Annotated in this window: 26 protein-coding genes; 13 read left to right on the top strand and 13 right to left on the bottom strand. The window is 71.0% G+C overall.

The annotated features are described in order from the left end of the window. Positions 1 to 150 precede the first annotated feature (150 nt). Positions 151 to 741 carry a TetR/AcrR family transcriptional regulator gene (locus OOK38_RS07035; protein ID WP_266762620.1) on the bottom strand — a complete coding sequence of 197 codons (591 nt, stop codon included), beginning with the start codon at positions 739 to 741 and terminating at the stop codon, positions 151 to 153. A gap of 142 nt (positions 742 to 883) precedes the next feature. On the opposite strand from OOK38_RS07035, the gene OOK38_RS07030 reads away from it, so the two are divergent. From OOK38_RS07030 to OOK38_RS07005, 6 genes are all read left to right on the top strand, one after another. After that, positions 884 to 1,468, top strand: coding sequence for a dihydrofolate reductase family protein (locus OOK38_RS07030; RefSeq protein WP_266762622.1), 585 nt, complete (start codon positions 884 to 886; stop codon positions 1,466 to 1,468). A 26-nt stretch (positions 1,469 to 1,494) separates the two neighbouring features. After that, positions 1,495 to 1,719: a hypothetical protein gene (locus OOK38_RS07025; protein WP_266762624.1), complete on the top strand. Its 225-nt coding sequence runs from the start codon at positions 1,495 to 1,497 to the stop codon at positions 1,717 to 1,719. Between the two features lie 106 nt (positions 1,720 to 1,825). Next, complete coding sequence (locus OOK38_RS07020; protein ID WP_266762626.1) at positions 1,826 to 2,239, top strand: YciI family protein; 414 nt, start codon at positions 1,826 to 1,828, stop codon at positions 2,237 to 2,239. A gap of 5 nt (positions 2,240 to 2,244) precedes the next feature. Next, a complete protein-coding gene (locus OOK38_RS07015; protein ID WP_266762628.1) occupies positions 2,245 to 3,471 on the top strand; it encodes an RNA polymerase sigma factor in 1,227 nt (408 codons plus the stop codon). Positions 3,472 to 3,481: 10 nt separating this feature from the next. Continuing rightward, positions 3,482 to 3,829, top strand: a complete 348-nt coding sequence (locus tag OOK38_RS07010) for a DUF952 domain-containing protein (RefSeq protein ID WP_266762629.1) — start codon at positions 3,482 to 3,484, stop codon at positions 3,827 to 3,829. A 44-nt stretch (positions 3,830 to 3,873) separates the two neighbouring features. Then, on the top strand, positions 3,874 to 4,092 hold the full coding sequence (locus tag OOK38_RS07005; protein WP_266848233.1) for a hypothetical protein: 219 nt from the start codon (positions 3,874 to 3,876) through the stop codon (positions 4,090 to 4,092). On the opposite strand, the gene OOK38_RS07000 is transcribed toward OOK38_RS07005, so the two are convergent. The 6 genes from OOK38_RS07000 to OOK38_RS06970 all read right to left on the bottom strand — a co-directional run bounded on the left by OOK38_RS07000 (position 4,089) and on the right by OOK38_RS06970 (position 9,319). Beyond that, on the bottom strand, positions 4,089 to 4,841 hold the full coding sequence (locus OOK38_RS07000; RefSeq protein WP_266762633.1) for a VOC family protein: 753 nt from the start codon (positions 4,839 to 4,841) through the stop codon (positions 4,089 to 4,091). The genes OOK38_RS07005 and OOK38_RS07000 overlap by 4 nt on opposite strands. Then, positions 4,838 to 5,710 (bottom strand): hypothetical protein, encoded by an 873-nt coding sequence (locus tag OOK38_RS06995; protein WP_266762635.1) that lies wholly within the window; start codon positions 5,708 to 5,710, stop codon positions 4,838 to 4,840. The genes OOK38_RS07000 and OOK38_RS06995 overlap by 4 nt, the downstream gene beginning before the upstream one ends. A 190-nt stretch (positions 5,711 to 5,900) precedes the next feature. Further along, positions 5,901 to 6,320, bottom strand: coding sequence for a VOC family protein (locus OOK38_RS06990; RefSeq protein ID WP_266762637.1), 420 nt, complete (start codon positions 6,318 to 6,320; stop codon positions 5,901 to 5,903). A gap of 106 nt (positions 6,321 to 6,426) precedes the next feature. Next, positions 6,427 to 6,807, bottom strand: coding sequence for a helix-turn-helix transcriptional regulator (locus OOK38_RS06985; RefSeq protein ID WP_266765847.1), 381 nt, complete (start codon positions 6,805 to 6,807; stop codon positions 6,427 to 6,429). Between the two features lie 192 nt (positions 6,808 to 6,999). After that, positions 7,000 to 7,416, bottom strand: a complete 417-nt coding sequence (locus OOK38_RS06980) for an SHOCT domain-containing protein (RefSeq protein ID WP_266762638.1) — start codon at positions 7,414 to 7,416, stop codon at positions 7,000 to 7,002. Positions 7,417 to 8,041: 625 nt separating this feature from the next. Beyond that, on the bottom strand, positions 8,042 to 9,319 hold the full coding sequence (locus tag OOK38_RS06970; protein WP_266762640.1) for a DUF2254 family protein: 1,278 nt from the start codon (positions 9,317 to 9,319) through the stop codon (positions 8,042 to 8,044). A 743-nt stretch (positions 9,320 to 10,062) separates the two neighbouring features. Between OOK38_RS06970 and OOK38_RS06965 the strand changes: the two genes are divergently transcribed. Further along, entirely contained in the window at positions 10,063 to 10,260 is a 198-nt protein-coding gene (locus tag OOK38_RS06965; RefSeq protein WP_266762642.1) for a hypothetical protein, read from the top strand. A gap of 113 nt (positions 10,261 to 10,373) precedes the next feature. On the opposite strand, the gene sodN is transcribed toward OOK38_RS06965, so the two are convergent. After that, a complete protein-coding gene (sodN, locus tag OOK38_RS06960; RefSeq protein WP_023546844.1) occupies positions 10,374 to 10,769 on the bottom strand; it encodes a superoxide dismutase, Ni in 396 nt (131 codons plus the stop codon). A 146-nt stretch (positions 10,770 to 10,915) separates the two neighbouring features. Between sodN and sodX the strand changes: the two genes are divergently transcribed. Next, positions 10,916 to 11,350, top strand: coding sequence for a nickel-type superoxide dismutase maturation protease (gene sodX, locus OOK38_RS06955; protein ID WP_266762643.1), 435 nt, complete (start codon positions 10,916 to 10,918; stop codon positions 11,348 to 11,350). Here the strand turns inward: sodX and OOK38_RS06950 are convergent. After that, positions 11,254 to 11,883, bottom strand: a complete 630-nt coding sequence (locus tag OOK38_RS06950) for a CGNR zinc finger domain-containing protein (protein ID WP_266762645.1) — start codon at positions 11,881 to 11,883, stop codon at positions 11,254 to 11,256. The genes sodX and OOK38_RS06950 overlap by 97 nt on opposite strands. 100 nt (positions 11,884 to 11,983) lie before the next feature. Between OOK38_RS06950 and OOK38_RS06945 the strand changes: the two genes are divergently transcribed. Next, positions 11,984 to 12,742 carry a trans-aconitate 2-methyltransferase gene (locus tag OOK38_RS06945; protein WP_266848232.1) on the top strand — a complete coding sequence of 253 codons (759 nt, stop codon included), beginning with the start codon at positions 11,984 to 11,986 and terminating at the stop codon, positions 12,740 to 12,742. A 152-nt stretch (positions 12,743 to 12,894) separates the two neighbouring features. On the opposite strand, the gene OOK38_RS06940 is transcribed toward OOK38_RS06945, so the two are convergent. Genes OOK38_RS06940 through OOK38_RS06930 form a run of 3 tightly spaced genes read right to left on the bottom strand, consistent with a single transcriptional unit; the run spans position 12,895 to position 15,616 of the window. After that, a complete protein-coding gene (locus tag OOK38_RS06940) occupies positions 12,895 to 13,686 on the bottom strand; it encodes an amino acid ABC transporter ATP-binding protein (RefSeq protein WP_323178785.1) in 792 nt (263 codons plus the stop codon). Further along, positions 13,683 to 14,621: an amino acid ABC transporter permease gene (locus tag OOK38_RS06935; RefSeq protein ID WP_266762649.1), complete on the bottom strand. Its 939-nt coding sequence runs from the start codon at positions 14,619 to 14,621 to the stop codon at positions 13,683 to 13,685. Before OOK38_RS06935 ends, OOK38_RS06940 begins: the two co-directional genes overlap by 4 nt. A gap of 38 nt (positions 14,622 to 14,659) precedes the next feature. Next, positions 14,660 to 15,616 (bottom strand): ABC transporter substrate-binding protein, encoded by a 957-nt coding sequence (locus tag OOK38_RS06930; RefSeq protein ID WP_266762651.1) that lies wholly within the window; start codon positions 15,614 to 15,616, stop codon positions 14,660 to 14,662. A gap of 538 nt (positions 15,617 to 16,154) precedes the next feature. Between OOK38_RS06930 and OOK38_RS06925 the strand changes: the two genes are divergently transcribed. The 4 genes from OOK38_RS06925 (at position 16,155) to OOK38_RS06910 (ending at position 19,723) form a co-directional block, all read left to right on the top strand. After that, complete coding sequence (locus OOK38_RS06925; RefSeq protein ID WP_266762653.1) at positions 16,155 to 17,378, top strand: NADP-dependent malic enzyme; 1,224 nt, start codon at positions 16,155 to 16,157, stop codon at positions 17,376 to 17,378. Positions 17,379 to 17,780: 402 nt separating this feature from the next. After that, the gene (locus OOK38_RS06920) at positions 17,781 to 18,746 is read left to right on the top strand and encodes a zinc-binding dehydrogenase (RefSeq protein ID WP_266762655.1); all 966 of its coding nucleotides are present in this window, start codon (positions 17,781 to 17,783) and stop codon (positions 18,744 to 18,746) included. A gap of 198 nt (positions 18,747 to 18,944) precedes the next feature. Then, positions 18,945 to 19,154, top strand: a complete 210-nt coding sequence (locus OOK38_RS06915) for a helix-turn-helix domain-containing protein (RefSeq protein ID WP_121405930.1) — start codon at positions 18,945 to 18,947, stop codon at positions 19,152 to 19,154. Then, positions 19,154 to 19,723 carry a Clp protease N-terminal domain-containing protein gene (locus OOK38_RS06910; RefSeq protein ID WP_266762656.1) on the top strand — a complete coding sequence of 190 codons (570 nt, stop codon included), beginning with the start codon at positions 19,154 to 19,156 and terminating at the stop codon, positions 19,721 to 19,723. The genes OOK38_RS06915 and OOK38_RS06910 overlap by 1 nt, the downstream gene beginning before the upstream one ends. A 202-nt stretch (positions 19,724 to 19,925) precedes the next feature. On the opposite strand, the gene OOK38_RS06905 is transcribed toward OOK38_RS06910, so the two are convergent. Continuing rightward, positions 19,926 to 21,005: a PadR family transcriptional regulator gene (locus tag OOK38_RS06905; protein ID WP_266762657.1), complete on the bottom strand. Its 1,080-nt coding sequence runs from the start codon at positions 21,003 to 21,005 to the stop codon at positions 19,926 to 19,928. Between the last annotated feature and the right edge of the window lies 1 nt (position 21,006).

Below are 21,006 nucleotides of genomic sequence, written 5' to 3'. Positions count from 1 at the left end.
GTCGCTGGCCTCAGCCCTGGATCCCGGCCCGGCCCGGTCGCCGGGCCCTGCCCTGGACCCCGGCCGGTCCCGGCCCGGTCGTCGGCTCCAGTCCGCCCGGCGGCCTGGAGTCCCGGTCCCGGACTTCGTCCCGCCCCTCGTCCCGGAGGCCTAGGCCTCCGGGACGATCGTCATCACGATCCTTTCGAGCAGGGCGTCCGGTACGGCGACGCCCGGCAGGGTGTCGTCCAGTACCCCGGGCAGGGTCAGGTGCTCCAGGAGCAGCCCGAGCACCGCGAGGTAGAGGACGACCACGGTCTCGTCGCCGCCCGGCAGCCCCGCGTCCCGGTGGAACTCCATGCCCTGGTCCAGGTCGCCGCGCACCGACGCGGTGTACGAGGTGCGCAGGGCCGGGCGGCGGGTGGCCTCCAGGCGCATCTCGAAGAGGGCGAGATACCCCGTGCGGTCACGGGTCGCGCGGGCCAGCAGGTCGCGCATGAAGTCCAGGACCAGGGCCCGGTTCCGGGGGCCCTTCAGCAGATCGGCCAGGACCGCCGGGTCCGGGGCCAGGCGCTGGTGGAGGTGGGCGTCGATCTGGTTGAGCAGGTCGTCGCGGTCGGTGAAGTAGTTCGACGAGGTGCCCACCGGGACGGCGGCCTCGGCGTCCACCGCGCGGAACGTCAGCCCGCGGGCCCCCTCCCGCGCCAGCACCGCCACGGCGGCGTCGACGAGAGCGGCTCTGCGCTCGATGTTCCTTGCCATACGGGCCTCCTCCGCGTCGGCCGTCGGGACATTCTCCGGGTGGCCGGAAATCCCCCTTGCAACCACTACAGGTGAAGCACTATAACTGACGTGGTTCGGCGGAAGCCGTCCAGGAAGACGCTGCCTACGAGAAGAGACCCGCTTGCGCAAGCTCACCTATTTCGTCGCCTGCTCGATCGACGGCTTCATCGGCGACCCCGACGGAGACGCCAAGGCGTTCATGACGTTCGTCGACGAGGAGTTCCTCTCCTTCCTCAAGGCGGAGTACCCGGAGACCCTGGCGACGCACGGCCGCAGGGCCCTCGGCATCGACGACCTGGAGAACCAGGTGTTCGACACGGTCGTCCAGGGCCGTGCCAGCTACGACCTGGCGCTGGATATGGGAGTCACCAGCCCCTACGCGCATCTGCGCCAGTACGTCGCCTCCCGGAGCCTCGCCGAGTCGCCCGACCCGCAGGTGCGGATCGTCGCGGACGACATCCTGGGGGCGGTCCGCGAACTCAAGTCGGAGGACAGCGAGTTCGGCATCTACCTGTGCGGCGGCTCGCGGCTCGCGGGCGCGCTGATCGACGAGGTGGACGAACTGGTCATCAAGACGTACCCCGTGGTCCTCGGCTCCGGAATGCCCATGTTCGACTCCGGATTCGACATCACCGAGTTCACTCTCGACGTGGTTCGGGTGTTCGGGAACGGGGTGCTCGTGCGGACGTACCGCAGGAAGCGCTGAGTCCGCCGCCGCCCTACCCTGAAGGCATGGGCACCGATGAGCATGCATGTCCCGTCTGCGGGCAACCGGTCGCCACGGTGGTGCACCGGTACAAGACCCTGGGCGCCTGGGTCCCCAGATGGGGCCCCGGCCCCTGCCGGAACCCGGAGTGCGAGGCGTACACCGACGCGCCCGGGCACCGACACGTCCTGCCGGCGGAGCCCGGGCCCGGGCACGATCTGCCGGAAGAGCCCGCCGCGGAAGAATCCTGACGCGCCGGACGCCGCGGTGTAGAGAAGGGCGGACCGGCTCCGACGTCCCCAGTGAGAGCCGCCCGGCACGGGCGGTCCGAACCGAGGAAGCCGAAGGAGCGGACTCATGAAGTACCTGGTGATGGTGCAGGGCACGCAGGCCGACTACGAGAGCATGCGGGGCAAGGCGAGCGCCCAGTCACCGGCCTGGAGCGAGCAGGAACTGCAGGCCATGTACGCCTACATGGGCGCGATCAGCGACGACCTCTCCGAGTCGGGTGAACTGGTCGACGCGCAGGGGCTGGTCGAACCCGCGCAGACCCGCCTGGTGAGCAGGGGGCCCGACGGCAAGGCCGTGATCACCGACGGCCCGTACAGCGAGACCAAGGAGCTGATGGCCGGCTACTGGGTGGTCGACTGCGCGAGCCTGGAGCGGGTCACCGAGATCGCCGAACGCGTCACCCGCTGCCCGGGCCCCGAGGGCCTCACCGAATACCCGGTGGTCATCCGGCGCATCCAGGACGGTGCCGGGGACATCTGAGCGGGATGAGAGGCACGACCGAGGTCGAGGACCTGCTGCGCCGCCACGCGCCGCAGGTCCTCGGCGCGCTCGTCCGCCGCTACGGGCACTTCGACGCCGCCGAGGACGCCGTGCAGGAGGCGCTGCTCGCGGCCGCAGGCCAGTGGCCCGCGAAGGGCGTGCCGGACAACCCGCGCGGATGGCTGATCAAGGTCGCCTCGCGACGGCTCGTCGACGCCCTGCGCGCGGAGGAGGCGCGGCGGCGGCGGGAGGAGAAGGCGGCGGCGCTGACGCCCCGGGACGCCTTCACGGCACCGCCGCCGGGCGCGGGCCGGGCCCCGTCGGAGGACGACACGCTCTCCCTCCTCTTCCTGTGCTGCCACCCCGACCTGCCCCCGGCCGGGCAGATCGCGCTCACCCTGCGCGCGGTCGGCGGTCTGACCACGGCGGAGATCGCGCGGGCGTACCTGGTGCCCGAGGCGACCATGGCGCAACGGATCAGCCGGGCCAAGCAGCGGGTGCGGGGCATGGGTTTCGGCCGCCCCGACCACTGGGAGGAACGGCTGCCCGCCGTCCTCCACACCCTCTACCTGATCTTCAACGAGGGCTATACGGCGACCTCCGGAACCGCGCTCCAGCGGGCCGAACTCGCCCGCGAGGCCATCCGGTTGACCCGCACGGTGCACCGGCTGCTGCCCGAGGACGGCGAGGTGACCGGCCTGCTCGCCCTGATGCTGCTGACCGACGCCCGGCGCGCCGCGCGGACCGGACCGTACGGAGAGCTCGTTCCCCTCGACGAGCAGGACCGCGACCGCTGGGACAGGGCGGCGATCGGGGAGGGGGTGGCCCTGGTGACGGAGGCGCTGACACGGGGTCCGGCGGGCCCCTACGCGCTCCGGGCCGCGATCGCCGCGGTCCACGACGAGGCGCCCTCGGCCGAGGAGACGGACTGGGCCGAGATCCTCGGCCTCTACGACGTCCTCGTCCTCCGGGTCCCCGGCCCCGTCGAACGCCTCAACCGCACGGTCGCCGTGGCCATGGTGCACGGCCCGCGCGCCGCCCTCGCCGAGCTCGGCCGGCTGGAGGGGGTGTCGGCCGCGGGACACCGGCTGGACGCGGTCCGCGCCCATCTGCTGGAGCGCGCGGGTGACACGGCCGGCGCCCGGGCCGCCTACGCGTCGGCTGCCGGCCAGACCCTCAGCCTCCCCGAACGGCGTTATCTGGAGGCGCGGGCGGCCCGGCTGAGGCCATAGCGTTGGCCGTATGTCCGAACCCCTGTTGCACCTGACCGAGCGCTCCCTGTGGGACGCGGCCCGCGCGTCGGGCGCCTTCGAGATGTCAACCCGCGGCCGGACCCTCCAGGAGGAGGGCTTCATCCACTGCTCGCTGCGCCACCAACTCCCGGCCGTGGCCGCCATGGTGTACGGCTCCTACAGCGGACCCGACGAGCTCGTGGTCCTCGTCGTCGACGCCGAACGGCTGGACGTGCCCGTCCGGTTCGAGGCGATGGAGCCCGGCGGCGAGGAGTTCCCGCACATCTACGGGGCGATTCCGGTGGACGCCGTCGCGGACGTGGAGGTCTGGGACCAGGGCGGGGTGGCTTCGGCGTGACCGCGGCGGGGGGACGACGTCGAATATGGCGGTGGATTCTGGCGGTGTGGGCGGTCGTCGTGGTCGGGGGCGGCGTCCTCACGCTCTGGCTCCAGGACTCGGCGGAGCCGCCACCGCCCGCCGGCTGGTACACCTCCGAGGAGGACGGCCGCGACGCCCCGGCACCGCTGCTCTCCTCCGACGTCTCGGAGCCCTGCCCGGAGGCGGAGGACGGGCGGCCCGTCATCTGTGCGGTCATGACCGGGCCTGCGGAGAGCCCCTAGGGCAGGCTGCCCGTCCCGGGATCGCGGCCGGTCAGGCAGTAGACGCCCCCGACGGGGTCCCGCATCACCGTCCAGCGCGCACCCCGGCCGACCGGCGTGGCCCCGAGGTCCTCGTGGTGGGCACGGACCGCCTCGACGTCCGAGCAGGCGATATCGAGGTGCGCGGAGGTGGGGCGGCCGGTGCCGAGGCGTTGCAGCAGGATGCGGAGCGGCAGTCCGGCGGGCGGCTTGATCAGGTGGAACTCGGGGAGCGCGCCCGGGTGGGACTCCCACCCCGTGAGCTCGCTCCAGAAGGCGATCTCGGCGGCGTACACACCCGGTGCCAGGTCGATGCTCACCTGGTCGAGCCGGCTCGTCGCGCCGCCCGGTCCCTCGACCACGGGTGGCCGCGCGGACTCCCCCTGCCAGGGCACCGCGCAGAACAACTGCCCGCCGGGCGACCGGAGTACGGCCCACCCGTCATGGCCGGAGACCACCTCGGCACCCAGCCGCCGTGCCGACTCCACCAGCGCCGGTACGTCCTCGACGGCGAGGTCGAGATGCGCGCCCCCGGTCCCGTCCGCGACACCCTGCGCCTTCACGCACGCGTCGGCCCCGCCGGGCAGCAGCGTCACGAACTCGCCCTGGTCGCCGCGCGGTTCGGACAGCCTCGTCCCCGTGACCGAGGTCCAGAAGTCCAGCGCCGCACCGAAATCCCGGGCGGGCCGGTCGACGAAGGCGTAGGTCCACCGGACGGGTGGCGTGGTCATGGGTGATCTCCCTGTCGGACGGGCGGTACGGCTCGTACCGTCTCCTGCCCGAGCAGGGCGCGCAACGACGTTTTCATCCGCGAGACGAAGGCGTCCCGGACCTCGGGGGAGAGGAGGTCCAGCGAGAGATACGGGTTGAGGTCCTCCAGCTCGACGAGGAGCAGCTCACCGCCGGGGGCCCGGCAGGCGTCCACGCGCTGGATGCCGTACGCGATGTCGTTCCAGTCGACGAAGCGCTGCGCGAACTCCCGGTCCCCGGAGGTCGGTTCGTACGGCTCCAGGGCCCACCGCCGGTCCGGGTCGGGCGCGTACAGGGCGTACTGGAGGGTGTCGTCGACGAAGTAGAACGACACCTCGTAGCGGAAGTCGATGCGCGGCTGGACGAGGATGTCGCCGAACGGCAGCCCGGCGAGCCTCTCGCGCGGCACGAACTCCAGGCCGATGGAGTCCGCGCCCTGCTTCGGCTTCACCGCGTAGGTGTCGGCCTCGGGCAGCAGGTCCAGGTCCTGTGCGCTGTCGACGGTGGGGATGACCGGGAAGCCGGCGGCGGTCAGCTCCAGCAGATACCCCTTGCCGGCCATGTCCCCCTTGCCCGACAGCTGGTTGTAGACCCGGACACCGTCCGCGAGGGCCCGCTCCCGGAACGCGTCGTACGCGGCCTGGTAGTGCAGGACCGGACCGCTGTTGCGTACGACCACGGCGTCGAAGCCGGACATCAGCGCGGCCGCGTCCAGCGGGTGGCACACGGCGATGTCGAACTCCTCGCGCAGCCGCGAGGTCAAGGCGATGTCCTCGTCGCAGTACCGCCGCCCCTTGGCCGGATAGGCCAGGTCGCTGACGTACAGGATGCGGGAGCGCGCGGACGGCACGGGTGACTCCTCGTAGGCGCTCGTACGGTTCACCCCGCGGGAGAGCACTGGGCCCGCGGACCACATGGACGTAGTGTCCCTCCCGCGCGATTCCGGCCGCCCGGCACCCCGCGGGTGCCCGCGGCCACCCGAGAACGACGGACGGCACGGCGCCACCCGGCGCGGCGGCGAGCCGGCCGGACTGCCCGGGTCAGCCGGTGCGGTGCTTCTCCGCGAAGCGCAGGAGGTTGCCCGCCGGGTCGCGGAAGGCGCAGTCCCGCAGGCCGTAGGGCTGGTCCACGGGTTCCTGGATGACCTCGGCGCCCGAGGAGCGGACGCGCTCGAAGAGCTCGTCGCAGTCGGTGGTCGAGAAGATCACACCGCGCAGCATCCCCTTGGCCAGCAGCTCGGCCATGGCCTGCTTGTCCGCGGGAGAGGCGTCCGGGTCCGCGGCCGGGGGCTCCAGGACGATCTCCACGTCCGGCTGGAGCGGCGAGCCGACCGTGACCCACCGCATGCCCTCGAACCCGACGTCACCCCGGACCTCCAGGCCCAGCACGTCACGGTAGAAGGCGAGCGCCTTGTCGTGGTCGTCGACGGAGATGAAGCACTGGGAGAGTTTCAGATCCATGCGACCAACCTAGGCCTAGTCCGGCGGCTCATGCCCGGGACTCGCATGCCCGGGACTCGAGGGGCGACCCCGCTACTCCGCGGCGACCGATCCGCCCGGACACGCCCTAGAGGCGCGTGCCCGGTTCCGCTTCGGGGTTGCGGTGGCGGGCCGGGCGGGTCATGCGGCGCGCCACGCAGGACGGAATGGGGGCGCCGTGGTCGTGCGGGCGGGCGCGGTACGCGCTCGGGGTCTCGCCCACCAGCTCCGTGAACCGCGAGCTGAACGATCCGAGCGACGTACAGCCGACCGCGAAGCACACCTCGGTCACCGTCATGTCGCCTCGCCGCAGCAGGGCCTTGGCCCGCTCTATCCGGCGGGTCATCAGATAGGTGTACGGCGTCTCGCCGAAGGCCTCCCGGAAACTGCGCTGGAAGTGCCCGGGCGACATCAGCGCGGTGCGCGCGAGCGTGGCCATGTCCAACGGCTCCGCGTAGTCGCGGTTCATCCGGTCGCGGGCCTGGCGCAACCGGACCAGGTCTTCGAGGAGTCTGGGATTGCCCACAGCACCAGAATGGCACGCGCCACCGACAACAGGGCCCGGAACGCCCCGGACCCACGATCGACAGCGCGCCGTCCTCCGGGGGATCACTGACCCGGAGGACGGCGGCGGTCCTTCGTACGCGGGGTGTTCCAGCCGTCAGGCGGCGAGGACCTTGGCCTTGGCCGTCTCGAACTCCTCGGCCGTGATGTGGCCGTGGCTCTTGAGATCCGCGAGCTTGGCCAGTTCGTCGGCCTTCCCGGTGCCGGTGGTCCCGGCGGTCTCACGGATGTAGGAGTTCATGTCCTCCTGGTTCTTCTGGATGCGCTTCATCTCGCGCTCACCCATTCCGCGGCCCCGTGCGATCAGGTACACGAAGATGCCCAGGAAGGGCAGGATGACGACGAAGACGCACCAGCCCGACTTGCCCCAGCCGCTCAGCTCGTCGTCGCGGAAGATGTCTCCGATGATCCGGAAGAGCAGCATGAACCAGAGGATCCAGAGGAAGAACCACATCGTGGTCCAGAAGACGTTCAGCAGGGGGTAGTCCGCTGCCAGATTGAGCGAGCCGTTCATGGTCGAACTCCTGTCGGTTGTGCGACATCTCCGCGAGCGTTGCCTTGGTGCGGGTCGAACTGTCGCCGGGCGCCGGGTCGCGATCTCGGGGATTCCGCCCGGGCCCGTCCAGCGGGGGGTCACGGCCGTTCAGCAGGGCCTGGCGGATCGGTGCGCAGAGCGCGGTGGTGTGGCGGACGGTGCGGCGGAGTCCGCCGGCGGACAGATGCTCGAAGGCGGGGGGCGAGCGGGGCCGCCCGAACACACGGGGCGCGCCGTGAGGACGGCGTCCGGTGTGATCGGCGTGATCGGTGCGCCGTTCGGGACGTCGCCCGGGGGCGGCAGCGGCCGCATGGACGGCGCGGGCCGCGGGGCCCTCGCGGGCCACGACGGCGCGAAGGACGGTTCGGGGTCATTCGGGCCTCGGCGGACCGGCCCGGGGCGCGGCACGCCCGGCACGGGCCGGATCTGCCGCTGGATGCAGGCCATGAGCGGTGCCCTCTCTGACGCGAGACGTCTTGCTTCGGCTCCAGAGTGCGGTCACCCCCCGCATCGCCGCCTCACCCCCCGCGGGTGAGCTCTCGGATCCGTTGCCGCGGGCTCCCCGATGACCGGCCGGCCGGGCCCGGGGCTCCCGGTGACCGGCTCATCCTTCGTCCCGGCGCTCCTGCGCGAGGGCGTCCCGCAGCCGGGAGAAACGGGCGCCGAGCTCCTCGTCCACCCAGGTCAGCCGCCTGGTGAGCAGCGCTTCGTCACGGTCGTGCCCCGCGCTCCGCAGGTCCTCCAGGAGCGTCCGGAGGCGGATGAGGACCAACGGGGAGTTCCGGGCGGCCGGGATCACATCGTCCAGAGCGGTCCGCAGGAAGTCCTCCCAGCCCGGCAGCGGGACGACCACACGCAGGACGCCCGAGCGGTCGGCGACCTCGCGCGACCGGGCCCGCGCCGGGCGGCGCAGCAGATCCTCCATGGCGTCCAGCGCCTGCACCGCCGTGGCAGGGTCGTTGACCGCCGGGGACAGCGCCCTGAGCGCGATGTCGGCGAGCAGCCGGAAGGCGAGGCCGGGGTCTTGGTCGAAGACCCGTTCGGCACCGGTCTCCAGGCCGCGCAGGACGGCGGAGCCGGGCAGGTCGCCGTCGTACACCTCGGCGACGGTGGTGCCGTGCTGCATGGTGGTGCCGGGGGTCACCCGCAGCACGACGACCGCGTTCGCCGCCCGTGCCGCGCCCGCCAACAGGTCCACGTCCACGCGTTGCAGCACCGCGGCGGCCTTCGGCCAGCGGACCGCGGACCGGGGCCCGCCCGGATCTGCCGGACCTCTCGGACCACGGCCATCTCCCGCACCACGGCCATCTCCCGGACCACCGACATCTCCTGGACCTCCCGAGTGATCCGTATCTCCTGTATCTCCCGGACCTCCCGAGCCACGCGTATCTCCAGGGCCGCTCGTATACAGGACGTCGAGGTTGTGCCGGCCCTGTTCGGTGATGGAGCCGAGCACCGGGGCCAGCTGGATCGCGGCGACGGCCTTCAGCAGGAGGGTGCGCAGCAGTGTCAGCAGCAGGAGCAGCAGGACGCCCGCGCTGATCGGGACGACCACCGAGACCTCGTCACGGTTGGCGATGGTCAGGGCGGCGGTGGCGCAGAAGACGGTCAGCCCGACGGCGAAGGCGAACGTCCGCCACACGATCGGCGCGTCCCGGAACAGGGTGAGGCGTGGCGTGAACGTCGTGGCCGCCCACTGCACCACCAGGAAGAGCACGGAGAAGATGACGGTGGCCGCGCCCAGCACCCCGAAACCGGTCGCGAGCAGCATCTCCGCCACCGGGCGGGACGGCAGCACGGGTCCCCGGGTGAACTCCGGGACGGCGAGGCCGAGGCCCAGTCCGACGGCGATGAACACGAGCTGGAGGAGGCCCGCGCGCAAGCGCCGCCTCCGGCGGAAAGCGGAGTGGCCGGTGCGGACGGAGCCGCCGTGACCGGCGGAGCGGACCACCGTCACTCCCGGGGCGCCGGAGGACCTGGGGCCGGCTGCCCCGCGGGCGGTGCGCCCGAGTGAGGCGTTCGTGCGCGAGCCCCTGCGGCGTGCGGGGCGCCCGCGCCGGGGCCGGGGCGCGGAACGCGGCCGGCGGTTCGGGGCGACGGGTGACGGGTGACGGTCCGCCGTGCGCGGGGCGGCGCTGGTACGGCGGCGAGGCCACCCCGGTCGACGGGCGCGCGAGCGTTCATCGGACATCCTCCGGGGCGGTGCCGGGGCCGGCGGGGCGCGGGCCCGCGCCTCAAGGCTCGCCCTCGGAGCGAGCACCCGCATCACCCGCCGAAGGTGAGCCCCCCGCGCCGGGTGCCGCCCGCCGCCCGCTCACCCTTTTCGGGCGCGGTGGGTCCCGGAAGAGGCGGACCGGTGCGCATCGCACGGCCTGACGACGAAAGGCCGGCCGGATGGGGAGCAGGGTGCGCCGCGGCGCGGGTGGAGAGCGGACCACGCCGCGCGGGCGGAGAGTGGAGAGTGAGGGTGGTGAGCGCGGGCGGAGAGTGGAGTGTGGTGAGCGGGAGGGTCCTGAGGTGGGTGGATGTCGCCCGCACCGGGGGATGCGCCATCGGTGCCCGGGGGCAGACGATGGCAGGGGATTGCAGCGGACCCCGTGCCCCGGCCCCGAGGGAAGTGCTCGTATGCGCTACGAATTCCGCATCGCCGGCATCGTTTCGGACACGCTCGCCTCGGCCTTTTCCGAACTCGAGAAGGTGCGTACGAAGGAGCAGACCCTGTTCTTCGGCACCGTGATCGACGACGCCCATCTGTATGGACTGCTCACCCGGTTCCAGGCACTGGGCCTGCGAGTGATCGAGATGCGCCAGCTGCCCGTATGACAGCAGAACGCACCCGGTCCGCGGGACACCAAGTTCGGCGTCCCGCGGACCGGGTGCGGACAACTGGGCGACGCGACCCGCGAAAACACGGGTCGGACGGCCCTTATGAACGATCAGGCCTTCTTGGTCTCCCAGAAGATCTTGTCGATCTGGGCGATGTAGTCCAGCGCCTTCTGGCCCGTCGCCGGGTCGGTGGACGCCTTCGCGGCCGAGAGGGCCTTGAGCGCGTCGTTGACCAGCTGGTGCAGCTCCGGGTACTTCTCGAAGTGCGGGGGCTTGAAGTAGTCGCTCCAGAGCACCGACACGTGGTGCTTGGCGAGCTCGGCGCGCTGCTCCTTGATGACGGTGGCGCGAGCCTGGAAGTGAGGGTCGTCGTTACCGGCCATCTTTTCCTGGACGGCCTTCACCGACTCCGCCTCGATGCGGGCCTGGGCCGGGTCGTACACACCGCAGGGCAGGTCGCAGTGCGCGCTGACCTTGACCTTGGGGGCAAACAGGCGGGAGAGCATTTGAGCTGTCCTTCCTCGTGATCGTCTTCTCAGGTGGGACATTACTCCGTAGGAGACGGGTTTTCGCGAGTGCCCCCATGGGCTTAGGACAAAAGTCCAGGGTCAAACTGGGACTGGTGGAGGATAGGACCGGGGAGGTGCCGGTGATGCCGGAGCTGTCGCAGGAGACCGAGCGGGGGAGGGCCCTGCTGCCGTTCGGGGCGGCGGAGGTGACGGGCCCGTCCATGGTGCCCACCCTCCAGCACGGGGATCGGCTCGTCGTCCAGTGGGGGGCGCGGGTGGGGTTGGGTGACGTCGTCGTCCTGCGGCATCCGTTCCAGCAGGACCTGCTCGTCGTGAAGCGGATCGCGGAGCGGCGCGAAGGCGGCTGGTGGGTGCTCGGGGACAACGCGTTCGCGGGCGGGGACAGCACCGACTACGGAACCGTTCCCGAGGAACTCGTCCTCGGGAAGGTGCGGTTCCGCTACCGGCCGCCGAAGTCGGGTCAGCGTTCGCCGTTCGCCGTCGCCCGCTGGGTGCTGGTGGCCGCCAGGCCGGTGCTCTCCACCCGGTCCGCCTCAAGGCGCTTGCGGGCCCGGTAGGCCGCCACGTTCGCGCGGGTCGCGCAGCGGTCCGAGCAGTAGCGGCGGGAGCGGTTGGTCGAGGTGTCGAGGTAGGCGTTGCGGCACGGGGCGGCCTCGCACAGGCCGAGACGGTCCACGCCGTACTCGGTCAGATGGAAGGCCAGGCCCATCGCCGCGATCGCCGCGTAGCCCGCGGTCGCGTTCGAGGGGTGGTCCGCCAGATGCATGTGCCACAGGGGGCGGTCGTCGTCGTCACGGTGGTCGTGCCCCGAGATCTGCGGGCTCACCGGGAACTCGAGGAGCAGGGAGTTCAGCAGGTCCACCGCGAGGGTCTCCTCGCCGGTGTCCGCCGCCTCGAAGACCGCGCGCAGCCGCGCCCGTACGGAACGGAAGCGGGTGACGTCCGCCTCCGCGGCGCGGCGGGCCGCCGAGGCGTTGCCCCCGAACAGGTCACGGACGGCCTCGACCGAGGTCAGCACGTCCTTGCCCCGGGCCGGTTCCTCGGTGTTGACGAGACGGACGGCGTAGTCCGAGTAATAGGCCAGTTCCACTTGTAGTCCTTACGGAGGCGCTCTATCGTTGTGCCGGCGGTCGGGTAACAGATGATCGCGCTTACAGGGTATTACGTGGTCGCCTGGAGGAGGGTCTTTCATGGCCATCGGCACCGGAACCGACTGGCACGCCTGGCAGCGGAGCTGGGACCGGCAGCAGGAGTGGTACATGCCGGACCGCGAGGACCGCTTCCGGGTGATGCTCGACATGGTCGAGGCCCTCGTCGGACCCGAGCCCCGCGTCCTCGACCTCGCGTGCGGCACCGGCACCATCACCGACCGGCTGCTCACCCGCCTCCCCGGAGCCACCAGCACCGGCGTCGACCTCGACCCCGCCCTCCTCACCATCGCCGAGGGCACCTTCGCCGGCGACGACCGGGTCTCCTTCGTCACGGCCGACCTCACGGACCCGCGGTGGCGCGCCGAGCTCCCGTACGACACCTACGACGCCGTGCTGACCGCCACGGCCCTGCACTGGCTGCACAGCGAACCCCTCGCCGGCCTCTACGGCCAGATCGCCGAACTCGTCCGCGACGGCGGTGTGTTCATGAACGCGGACCACATGATCGACGAGTCGACGCCCCGGATCAACGCGGCCGAGCGCGCCCAGCGGCACGCCCGAATGGATCGGGTGAGGAAGGACGGCGCCCTCGACTGGGCCGAATGGTGGGAGGTGGCCGCCCAGGACCCCGTCCTCGCCGAGACCACCGCGCGCCGCTTCGAGATCTACGGCGAGCACGCCGACGGTGACACCCCGTCCGCCGACTGGCACGCGCGCGTACTGCGCGAGAAGGGCTTCGGGGAGGCCCGTACGGTGTGGCGCTCCCCCTCGGACGCGCTGGTCCTCGCGGTCAAGTAGATCCCTCGCGCGCTCTTGTCGAGGCGGTACGGGGGAAGTCCGTGGGTGGACGAGCCGCAGCACGCGGCACCGGCCGTGGGGCATGCGGAAGGGGCGGTACGGGAGACCCGTACCGCCCCTTTTCCCTGCGCTCAGGAGTGCCGACGTCCCGGTCAGAGGACCTTCGACAGGAACGACTTCGTCCGCTCGTGCTGCGGGTCCGTCAGGACGTCGCGCGGGTTGCCGGACTCGACCACCACACCGCCGTCCATGAAGACCAGGCTGTCGCCCACCTCGCGGGCGAAGCCCATCTCGTGCGTGACGACGATCATCGTCATGCCGGACTCGGCGAGGTCGCGCATGACGTCGAGGACGTCACCGACCAGCTCCGGGTCCAGGGCCGAGGTCGGCTCGTCGAAGAGCATCAGCTTCGGGTCCATCGCCAGCGCGCGGGCGATGGCCACACGCTGCTGCTGGCCGCCGGAGAGCTGCGAAGGGTAGCTCTTCGCCTTGTCGGACAGGCCGACGCGTTCGAGGAGCTCCAGCGCGCGGTCCCGGGCGTCCGACTTCTTGGCGCCCTTCACCTGGATCGGCGCTTCCATGATGTTCTCGACGGCCGTCATGTGCGGGAACAGGTTGAAGCGCTGGAAGACCATGCCGATGTCACGGCGCTTCAGAGCGACTTCGCTGTCCTTGAGCTCGTAGAGCTTGTCGCCCTTCTGGCGGTAGCCGACGAGCTCCCCGTCGACGGAGAGGCGACCGGCGGTGACCTTCTCCAGGTGGTTGATGCACCTGAGGAACGTGGACTTGCCGGAGCCGGAGGGGCCGATGAGGCAGAACACCTCGCCGGACTTCACCTCCAGGTCGATGCCCTTGAGGACCTCGATGGGGCCGAAGGACTTGTGGACGCCCTCGGACTTGACCATCGCCGTGGCGGAGTCCGCCTTGGTCACGTCGGCGGTCATGCCGCACCTCCGCTCGGACGGCCCAGCGACAGCATGTTGGCCTTGATCTTCTGGAACGGCGTGGGCGGGAGGCTGCGGCTGCTGCCCCGGGCGTAGTACCGCTCGAGGTAGTACTGGCCGACGCTGAACACCGACGTCAGCAGCAGGTACCAGGCGGCGGCGAGGAACAGCATCTCGACCGGGGCGCCCGAGGTCTGGCCGATGTCCTGGGTCACGCGGAACAGCTCGGAGTACTGGATCACGGCGACCAGCGAGGTCGTCTTCAGCATGTTGATGACTTCGTTGCCCGTGGGGGGCACGATCACCCGCATGGCCTGCGGGATGACGATCCGGCGCAGGGTCTTGCTGTGGCTCATGCCCAGGGCCTGCGAGGCCTCGGTCTGGCCCTCGTCGACCGAGAGAAGACCGGCCCGGCAGATCTCGGCCATGTACGCGGCCTCGTTCAGGCCCAGGCCCAGCAGCGCCGTCAGCAGCGGCGTCATGAAGCTGGACCAGTAGTCCTTGTAGATCGGACCGAGGTTGATGTACGTGAACACCAGGCCCAGGTTGAACCAGACCACCAGCTGCACGAGGACCGGCGTACCGCGGAAGAACCAGATGTAGAACCACGCGATGGACGAGGTCACCGGGTTCTTCGACAACCGCATCACGGCGAGCAGGATGCCGCCGCCGATGCCGATCACCATCGAGAGGAATGTCAGCAGCAACGTCTTGAGGACGCCGTCGATGACGCGCTGGTCGAAGAAGTAGTCGGGGATGGCTCCCCAGTTGATCTGGCCCTGGGAGAACGCGTAGACCACGGCGACCAGGAGCGCGATCGCGATGACCGCGGAGACGTACCGCCCGTAGTGCCGGACCGGGATCGCCCTGATGGCTTCCGGTCCGGCCGGGGGAGTGTCCTCCGGGCCCGCCGTCTTGTCGATGTCAACAGTCACGGGAGTTGTTGCCTTTCAGTGCCCGCTCGGTTCCGCGGTCACTTGCCGCCGTTGACCACGGCCGTCTTGACGGCGCCGGCGTCGACGCCCCACTTGGCGATGACCTTGTCGTACTCGCCGTTCTTGATGATGGCGTCCAGCGCGGCCTGGAGGGCGTCCCGCAGCTGCGTGTTGGACTTGGCGACCGCGATGCCGTACGGCGCCGCCTCGACCTGGTCGCCGACGATCTCGAAGTCCTTGCCGCCGCCCGAGGTCTTCACCGCGTACGCGGCGACCGGGAAGTCCGAGGAACCGGCGTCGGCGCCACCGCCGCGCAGCCGGGTCTGGGCCTGCTGGTCGTTGTCGTACGCCTCGATGGCGATCTTCTTGCCGCCCGTGCACTTCTTGGACTCGGACTTGGCGAGGTCCTCCGAGACCGTGCCGCGCTGCACCGCGATCTTCTTGCCGCACAGGTCGGCCCAGGTCTTGATGTTCTGCGTCTTGCCCTTGGGGGTGTAGATGGACACACCGGCGGTGAAGTAGTCGACGAAGTCGACACCCTCGCCGACCTTCTTGCCGGTGTCCGAGTCGATGCCCTCCTGGCGGTCCTTGGTGTCCGTCATGGCGGACATCGCCATGTCGTACCGCTTGGAGCGCAGACCCGTGAGCAGCGTGTCGAAGGTGCCGTTCTGGAAGTCGAACTTCACCCCGAGCTGCTTGCCCATCGCCGCGGCCAGGTCGGGGTCGATGCCGACGACCTTGCCGGAGCTGTCCTTGAACTCGACGGGCGCGTAGGCGATGTCCGAACCGACCTTGATGACGCCCGCGTCGCGGATGGCCTTGGGCAGCTTGTCGGCCAGCGGCGCCGAGCTGGTGCTCGCGGACGAGTCGCTCGAGTCGTTCTTGGTCTGGTCACCGCAGCCGGTGAGGATCAGCGCGCCGGCGACCGCGATCGCACCGACCGCTGCTATCCGGGACTGTGCGGCGGTGGTACGACGGGTGATGCGTGCGGTCATGAGGGTTCCTCCGGCGGATGAGGGAGTAGCCGATAGGTCGACGAGAACACACACCTTCGAGTGTCGCGACCTCGTGTAATGACGGCATCTTGCCATTCGGACTGCGGCATTCAGGGTGCCCGCTATGTCAAAATCGGATAACGGGTGACCCCCGAACGGCTACCGATCGGTACGACAAGGCCGGATGTTGTGCGGGAATCCCTCCTTCCGGCCGGAAGATCTTCGGTGCATCGCGCGATGCGGACGGCGGCTACGCCGCACTCGCGACCGAACGGTGACATGTCCTGATGTATCGATGGATCAAGGCATGAGTCATCTCACCGATGTGTGATCTTGGCGTTATGGACTCGTCCTCGACATGGTCCGTCGGGTAAGAAGGTTCTTTACACCCCTCATCCGGGGCTCAGGGCGCGTGTGCGGCGCGCCCGTCGCGCACCGCCCGTACGCAACCACGGCGGCAGGGCCTGCGCGGTGCCCGCCCACCCCTCAACCAGGAGTGGTCACCCTCAGACAATGAAGACTTAAGGGGTAAAACAAAGTGGCAGCGGAGATCGTCAATCCTCGCAGCGACAGCAGTACGGATCACGAAGGCGGGGCCGAGCCCCTCGATGCCTTCGACCCGGCTTTCGCGCTGCACCGCGGCGGCAAAATGGCTGTGCAAGCCACGGTGCCCGTCCGCGACAAGGACGACCTGTCCCTGGCGTACACGCCCGGCGTCGCGAAGGTGTGCAGCGCGATCGCCGAGCAGCCGGAACTCGTCCACGACTACACGTGGAAGTCGTCCGTGGTCGCTGTGGTGACCGACGGCACGGCAGTGCTCGGGCTCGGTGACATCGGCCCGGAGGCCTCGCTCCCCGTCATGGAGGGCAAGGCCATCCTGTTCAAGCAGTTCGGTGGCGTGGACGCGGTGCCGATCGCCCTCGCCTGCACCGGCGTCGACGAGATCGTCGAGACGGTGGTCCGGCTCGCTCCCTCCTTCGGCGGCATCAATCTGGAGGACATCTCGGCACCGCGGTGCTTCGAGATCGAGCGGAAGCTCCAGGAGCGACTGGACATTCCCGTCTTCCACGACGACCAGCACGGGACAGCTGTCGTCACCCTCGCGGCCCTGCGGAACGCCGCCAGGCTGACCGGGCGCTCGCTCGGCGACCTGCGCGCGGTGATCTCCGGCGCGGGCGCGGCCGGCATCGCCATCGCCAAGTTCCTGCTGGAAGCGGGCCTCGGCGATGTCGCGGTCGCCGACCGCAAGGGCGTCGTGTCGCGCGACCGGGACGACCTGACGGACGTCAAGCGGGAGCTGGCGGAGATCACCAACAGGGCCGGGATCTCCGGTTCGCTGGAGACGGCGCTCGCGGGCGCCGACGTCTTCATCGGTGTCTCCGGCGGTACGGTGCCGGAGCCGGCGGTCGCCTCGATGGCGGAGGGGGCCTTCGTTTTCGCGATGGCCAACCCGAACCCCGAGGTGCACCCCGACATCGCCCACAAGTACGCGGCCGTCGTCGCGACCGGGCGGTCGGACTTCCCGAACCAGATCAACAACGTGCTGGCCTTCCCGGGGATCTTCGCCGGTGCGCTCCAGGTCCGGGCCTCCCGGATCACCGAGGGCATGAAGATCGCCGCCGCCGACGCGCTGGCCGCGGTCGTCGGGGACGACCTCGCCGCGGACTACGTCATTCCCTCGCCGTTCGACGAGCGGGTGGCTCCGGCGGTGACCGCGGCGGTGGCCGCGGCCGCCCGTGCGGAGGGCGTCGCCCGCCGCTGACGTGGTGTTCTTGCTTGGCCCCGCCGGGAGGTCTCCGGCGGGGCCGGTTTTTTTACCCTCGGGAGCGTCCGGGTGGGTGGTTGCCCGCCCCCTCCGCCCCTGCCCGTCCGGTGCCCGGGAGCTGCGTCCCCGGACCCCCGCTTCGGCCTGGACGGCCTCGTCCTCGATCGCCGGACGGGCTGAAACCTTCCAGCGCCGGACGCGAAAAGTTCAGCCCCTCCGGCGATTGAGGAGCGGGGTCCGGGGCGGAGCCCCGGTACGGGACCGGCAAGGGCGGAGGGGCTGAACCTTGCGCGTCCGGCGATCGAGGCCGGCGCGTGACGGGGCTCGCACAGGGGCTGCGGGGCGTGTCACACGGAGAGGCGGTTCCCCCGGCCGGGGGCGGAGCCTATCGTCAAGGTCATGTTCGCTGCCTATGCCGCCCGAATCGACCGTGACCAGCCGCTGAACGGCCTGGAGTTGGGGGAGCGTCCGGCCCCCGACCAGAGGCCGGGCTGGACGACCGTGAACGTACGGGCCGCCTCCCTCAATCACCACGACCTGTGGTCACTGCGCGGCGTCGGCCTGGCCGAGGACAAGCTGCCGATGATCCTCGGCTGCGACGCCGCCGGGATCGACGAGGACGGCAACGAGGTCGTCCTGCACTCCGTCATCGGTCAGAGCGGGCACGGGGTCGGCCCCAAGGAGCCCCGGTCCATCCTCACCGAGCGCTACCAGGGCACCTTCGCCGAGCAGGTCTCCGTACCGGCGTGGAACGTCCTGCCGAAGCCCAAGGAGCTGTCCTTCGAGGAGGCCGCCTGTCTGCCGACCGCGTGGCTAACGGCCTACCGCATGCTGTTCACCAACGCCGGGGTACGGCCGGGCGACTCCGTGCTCGTGCAGGGCGCGGGCGGAGGTGTGGCCACCGCCGCGATCGTGCTCGGGAAGGCCGCCGGGCTGCGGGTCTTCGCCACCAGCCGTGACGAGGCCAAGCGGAAGCGGGCGCTCGAACTCGGTGCCGTCGAGGCGCTGGAGTCCGGGGCGCGGCTGCCGCAGCGGGTGGACGCCGTCATCGAGACGGTCGGCGCCGCCACCTGGTCGCACTCGGTCAAGTCGCTGCGTCCCGGCGGTACCGTCGTCATCTCGGGTGCCACCAGCGGCGACCGGCCCTCGCACGCCGAGCTGACGCGGATCTTCTTCCTCGAGCTCAAGGTGGTCGGCTCCACCATGGGGACGAAGGACGAGCTGGAGGATCTGCTGGCGTTCTGCGCGGCCACCGGTGTGCGGCCGGTCATCGACGAGGTGCTTCCGCTCGACCGGGCCCGTGAGGGGTTCGAACGGCTGGAGTCCGGCGACCAGTTCGGCAAGATCGTGCTGACCGCGGGCTGATGCCCCGGGCCGCGCGGACGCGCGGCCGACGCCCTGGGGCGAGTCCTTGGCCGGCCGGCTGAGGAGACGTGTCGTATCGCGGCGGGTCCGGATTTTCCGGGCCCGCCGCTTCGTGTGCTCTGGCGGTGGTGCGCGCCGGGCCAGGCACGGGTGTCAATGTTGGTTGACATGAAGAGACTGTCAACGTAAGTTGACATCATGACCGAAGCAACGGATCTTGCCGAGCGCGCGGGTGATCGCGATCCGCGGGTCGGGCTGCGAGCGGTCTCCGCGCTGCGGAGGCTGCTGGAGCAGTTGGAAGCGGTACAGGTGCGCAGTGCGCGCAATCAGGGCTGGTCGTGGCAGGAGATCGCCGCGGAACTCGGAGTGAGCAGGCAGGCCGTGCACAAGAAGTACGGGAGGCAGTGATGTTCGAACGCTTCACGAAGGATGCGCGTGCCGTCGTCGAGGAGGCGGCGTCGCACTCCGAGCGGGTCGGGGCCGAGTCCGTCGATGAGGAGCACCTGTTGCTGGCCCTCCTCGACCGGGAGGGCAGCCGGGGTTCCTTCGCCCTGACGTCGCTCGGGGCGGCGGGGGTCCGGGAGTCGCTGGAGCGGGACCTCGCCGAGGCGCGCCGCCGGGGCGGGCTGTCGCGCGCCGACGCGGACGCCCTCTCCGGGCTCGGTATCGACCTGTCCGAGATCGTCTCCCGGATCGAGGAGGCGCACGGGGAGGGGGCGCTGGAGTCGGGCAAGCGCGGCGGGAACGGCCGGCGGTCCTGGCGCCGGCCCTTCGGGCAGGGGGCGAAGGATGTCCTGACGCGGGCCCTGCGGGTCGCCCTCTCCCGGCGGGACCGCCACATCGGGGACGGGCACCTCCTGCTGGCGATCACCCTGCGGGGCGGGGTCGCGGGCGAGGTGCTGGCCGATCACGGCGTCACCTACCAGTCGGTGACCCGGGTCCTGTACGGGGAGGGCGGCGTGGCCGAGGCCGGGTGAGGCGAGGTCCCTGCCGCACGGCCGGCGCTGGTCCGCAAGGCCCGGCGAGGTGAGGCCTCTGCCCGTCGACGCTGTCCGTGGAGGTCGGCGGCAGCCGGCGAAAGCCGGTCTGCGCCGGTCTGCGCCGGGCGGTGCCTGAGGGGGCCGGCGGGGGCTGTGTCCGCAGTCCCCGCCGACGGCCCCCGGGGGAGCGCCGGAAGGGCTACGGCCGCCCGCTCCGCAGGGTCGATCCGATGTGGGCCGCCGCCGCGGACAAGTGACGGCGGATGTCCCGGAGTTGATCCTCCGAGACCCCGTGGTCACGGGACGCGTCACGGATGTCGTCGCGGAAGCGGTCCAGCAGGCGATCCAGATCGCGGCCGGGATTGCCGGTGGAGTCCTCGTGGGCCCAGGCCGGTTCGTACGCGGCGGGGAAGTCCTCCGGGGTGGTCGTGTGCTCCGGCTCCGCGGGCGCTCCGGAGGCGGTGCGGCCAAACCCGAACTCCTTGCCGAAGTCCTTCCCCAGGTCCTTGCCGAAGTTCTTCCCGAAGTCGCCGAACTCCTTGGCCAGTTCGGTCAGTCCCTCGCGGACGCCCGTCGGCCAGTCGCCTCGCGCGAAGTGGTCCTGGACCTGGTCCTGGACGCGCTTGGCCATGCGCTGCATCTCCGCCTGGGCCTGGGCGCGGGCCTTCTCCTGCGCCTCCTTGGCCTGGCGGCGGGCGCGCTGTGCCTCGTCGCGGGCGCGGCGGCTCTCGTCCTTCGCCCGGCGGGCCTGCTCCTTCCACTCCTGCCGGACGCGCCGCATCTCCTCCTTCGCCGCCCGCCACGACTCCTTGTCCTGGTAGTCGTCGGGGCCACCGGACTCGCCGGGCGAGGCGTCGTGTTGCTTCGCCCCGGCGCCGCCTTTGGAGCCGCGCCGGGCCTCCGTGGCCGCCGCCCGCATCTCGCGGCGCAGGTCACCGGCAGCACCCCGGACATCCGCGCGGATCTCCGCCGCGAGCTCCGCGACCGACTCGCGGATCTCCAGCTCCAGGTCGGCCAGCTCGCCGCTGCGGTCGGCCAGTTCGGCGCGGCCCGCGTCGGTGATCGCGTACACCTTGCGGCCGCCCTCGGAGGTGTGCGTGACCAGCCCCTCGGCCTCCAGCTTCGCCAGCCGGGGGTAGACGGTGCCCGCCGAGGGTGCGTACAGGCCCTGGAAACGCTCCTCCAGGAGGCGGATCACCTCGTACCCGTGGCGCGGCGCCTCGTCCAGCAGCTTGAGGAGATAGAGGCGCAGTCGGCCGTGGGCGAAGACGGGAGCCATG

It is taken from the genome of Streptomyces sp. NBC_00568, assembly GCF_026341855.1.
Classification (GTDB): domain Bacteria; phylum Actinomycetota; class Actinomycetes; order Streptomycetales; family Streptomycetaceae; genus Streptomyces.
This window is presented reverse-complemented; position numbering and strand designations above follow the sequence as displayed.

Bases quoted from the DNA above. Each gene is read 5' to 3' on its own strand.
- OOK38_RS06910 (WP_266762656.1), top strand. From the start codon at position 19,154: ATGTTCGAACGCTTCACGAAGGATGCGCGTGCCGTCGTCGAGGAGGCG.
- OOK38_RS06980 (WP_266762638.1), bottom strand. From the start codon at position 7,416: ATGAACGGCTCGCTCAATCTGGCAGCGGACTACCCCCTGCTGAACGTC.
- OOK38_RS07000 (WP_266762633.1), bottom strand. From the start codon at position 4,841: ATGACCACGCCACCCGTCCGGTGGACCTACGCCTTCGTCGACCGGCCC.
- OOK38_RS07020 (WP_266762626.1), top strand. From the start codon at position 1,826: ATGAAGTACCTGGTGATGGTGCAGGGCACGCAGGCCGACTACGAGAGC.
- OOK38_RS06985 (WP_266765847.1), bottom strand. From the start codon at position 6,807: ATGAACCGCGACTACGCGGAGCCGTTGGACATGGCCACGCTCGCGCGC.
- OOK38_RS06945 (WP_266848232.1), top strand. From the start codon at position 11,984: ATGGCCATCGGCACCGGAACCGACTGGCACGCCTGGCAGCGGAGCTGG.
- OOK38_RS07010 (WP_266762629.1), top strand. From the start codon at position 3,482: ATGTCCGAACCCCTGTTGCACCTGACCGAGCGCTCCCTGTGGGACGCG.
- OOK38_RS06915 (WP_121405930.1), top strand. From the start codon at position 18,945: ATGACCGAAGCAACGGATCTTGCCGAGCGCGCGGGTGATCGCGATCCG.
- sodX (WP_266762643.1), top strand. From the start codon at position 10,916: ATGCCGGAGCTGTCGCAGGAGACCGAGCGGGGGAGGGCCCTGCTGCCG.
- OOK38_RS06940 (WP_323178785.1), bottom strand. From the start codon at position 13,686: ATGACCGCCGACGTGACCAAGGCGGACTCCGCCACGGCGATGGTCAAG.
- sodN (WP_023546844.1), bottom strand. From the start codon at position 10,769: ATGCTCTCCCGCCTGTTTGCCCCCAAGGTCAAGGTCAGCGCGCACTGC.
- OOK38_RS06920 (WP_266762655.1), top strand. From the start codon at position 17,781: ATGTTCGCTGCCTATGCCGCCCGAATCGACCGTGACCAGCCGCTGAAC.
- OOK38_RS06965 (WP_266762642.1), top strand. From the start codon at position 10,063: ATGCGCTACGAATTCCGCATCGCCGGCATCGTTTCGGACACGCTCGCC.
- OOK38_RS07025 (WP_266762624.1), top strand. From the start codon at position 1,495: ATGGGCACCGATGAGCATGCATGTCCCGTCTGCGGGCAACCGGTCGCC.
- OOK38_RS06990 (WP_266762637.1), bottom strand. From the start codon at position 6,320: ATGGATCTGAAACTCTCCCAGTGCTTCATCTCCGTCGACGACCACGAC.
- OOK38_RS06930 (WP_266762651.1), bottom strand. From the start codon at position 15,616: ATGACCGCACGCATCACCCGTCGTACCACCGCCGCACAGTCCCGGATA.
- OOK38_RS07015 (WP_266762628.1), top strand. From the start codon at position 2,245: ATGAGAGGCACGACCGAGGTCGAGGACCTGCTGCGCCGCCACGCGCCG.
- OOK38_RS07035 (WP_266762620.1), bottom strand. From the start codon at position 741: ATGGCAAGGAACATCGAGCGCAGAGCCGCTCTCGTCGACGCCGCCGTG.
- OOK38_RS06905 (WP_266762657.1), bottom strand. From the start codon at position 21,005: ATGGCTCCCGTCTTCGCCCACGGCCGACTGCGCCTCTATCTCCTCAAG.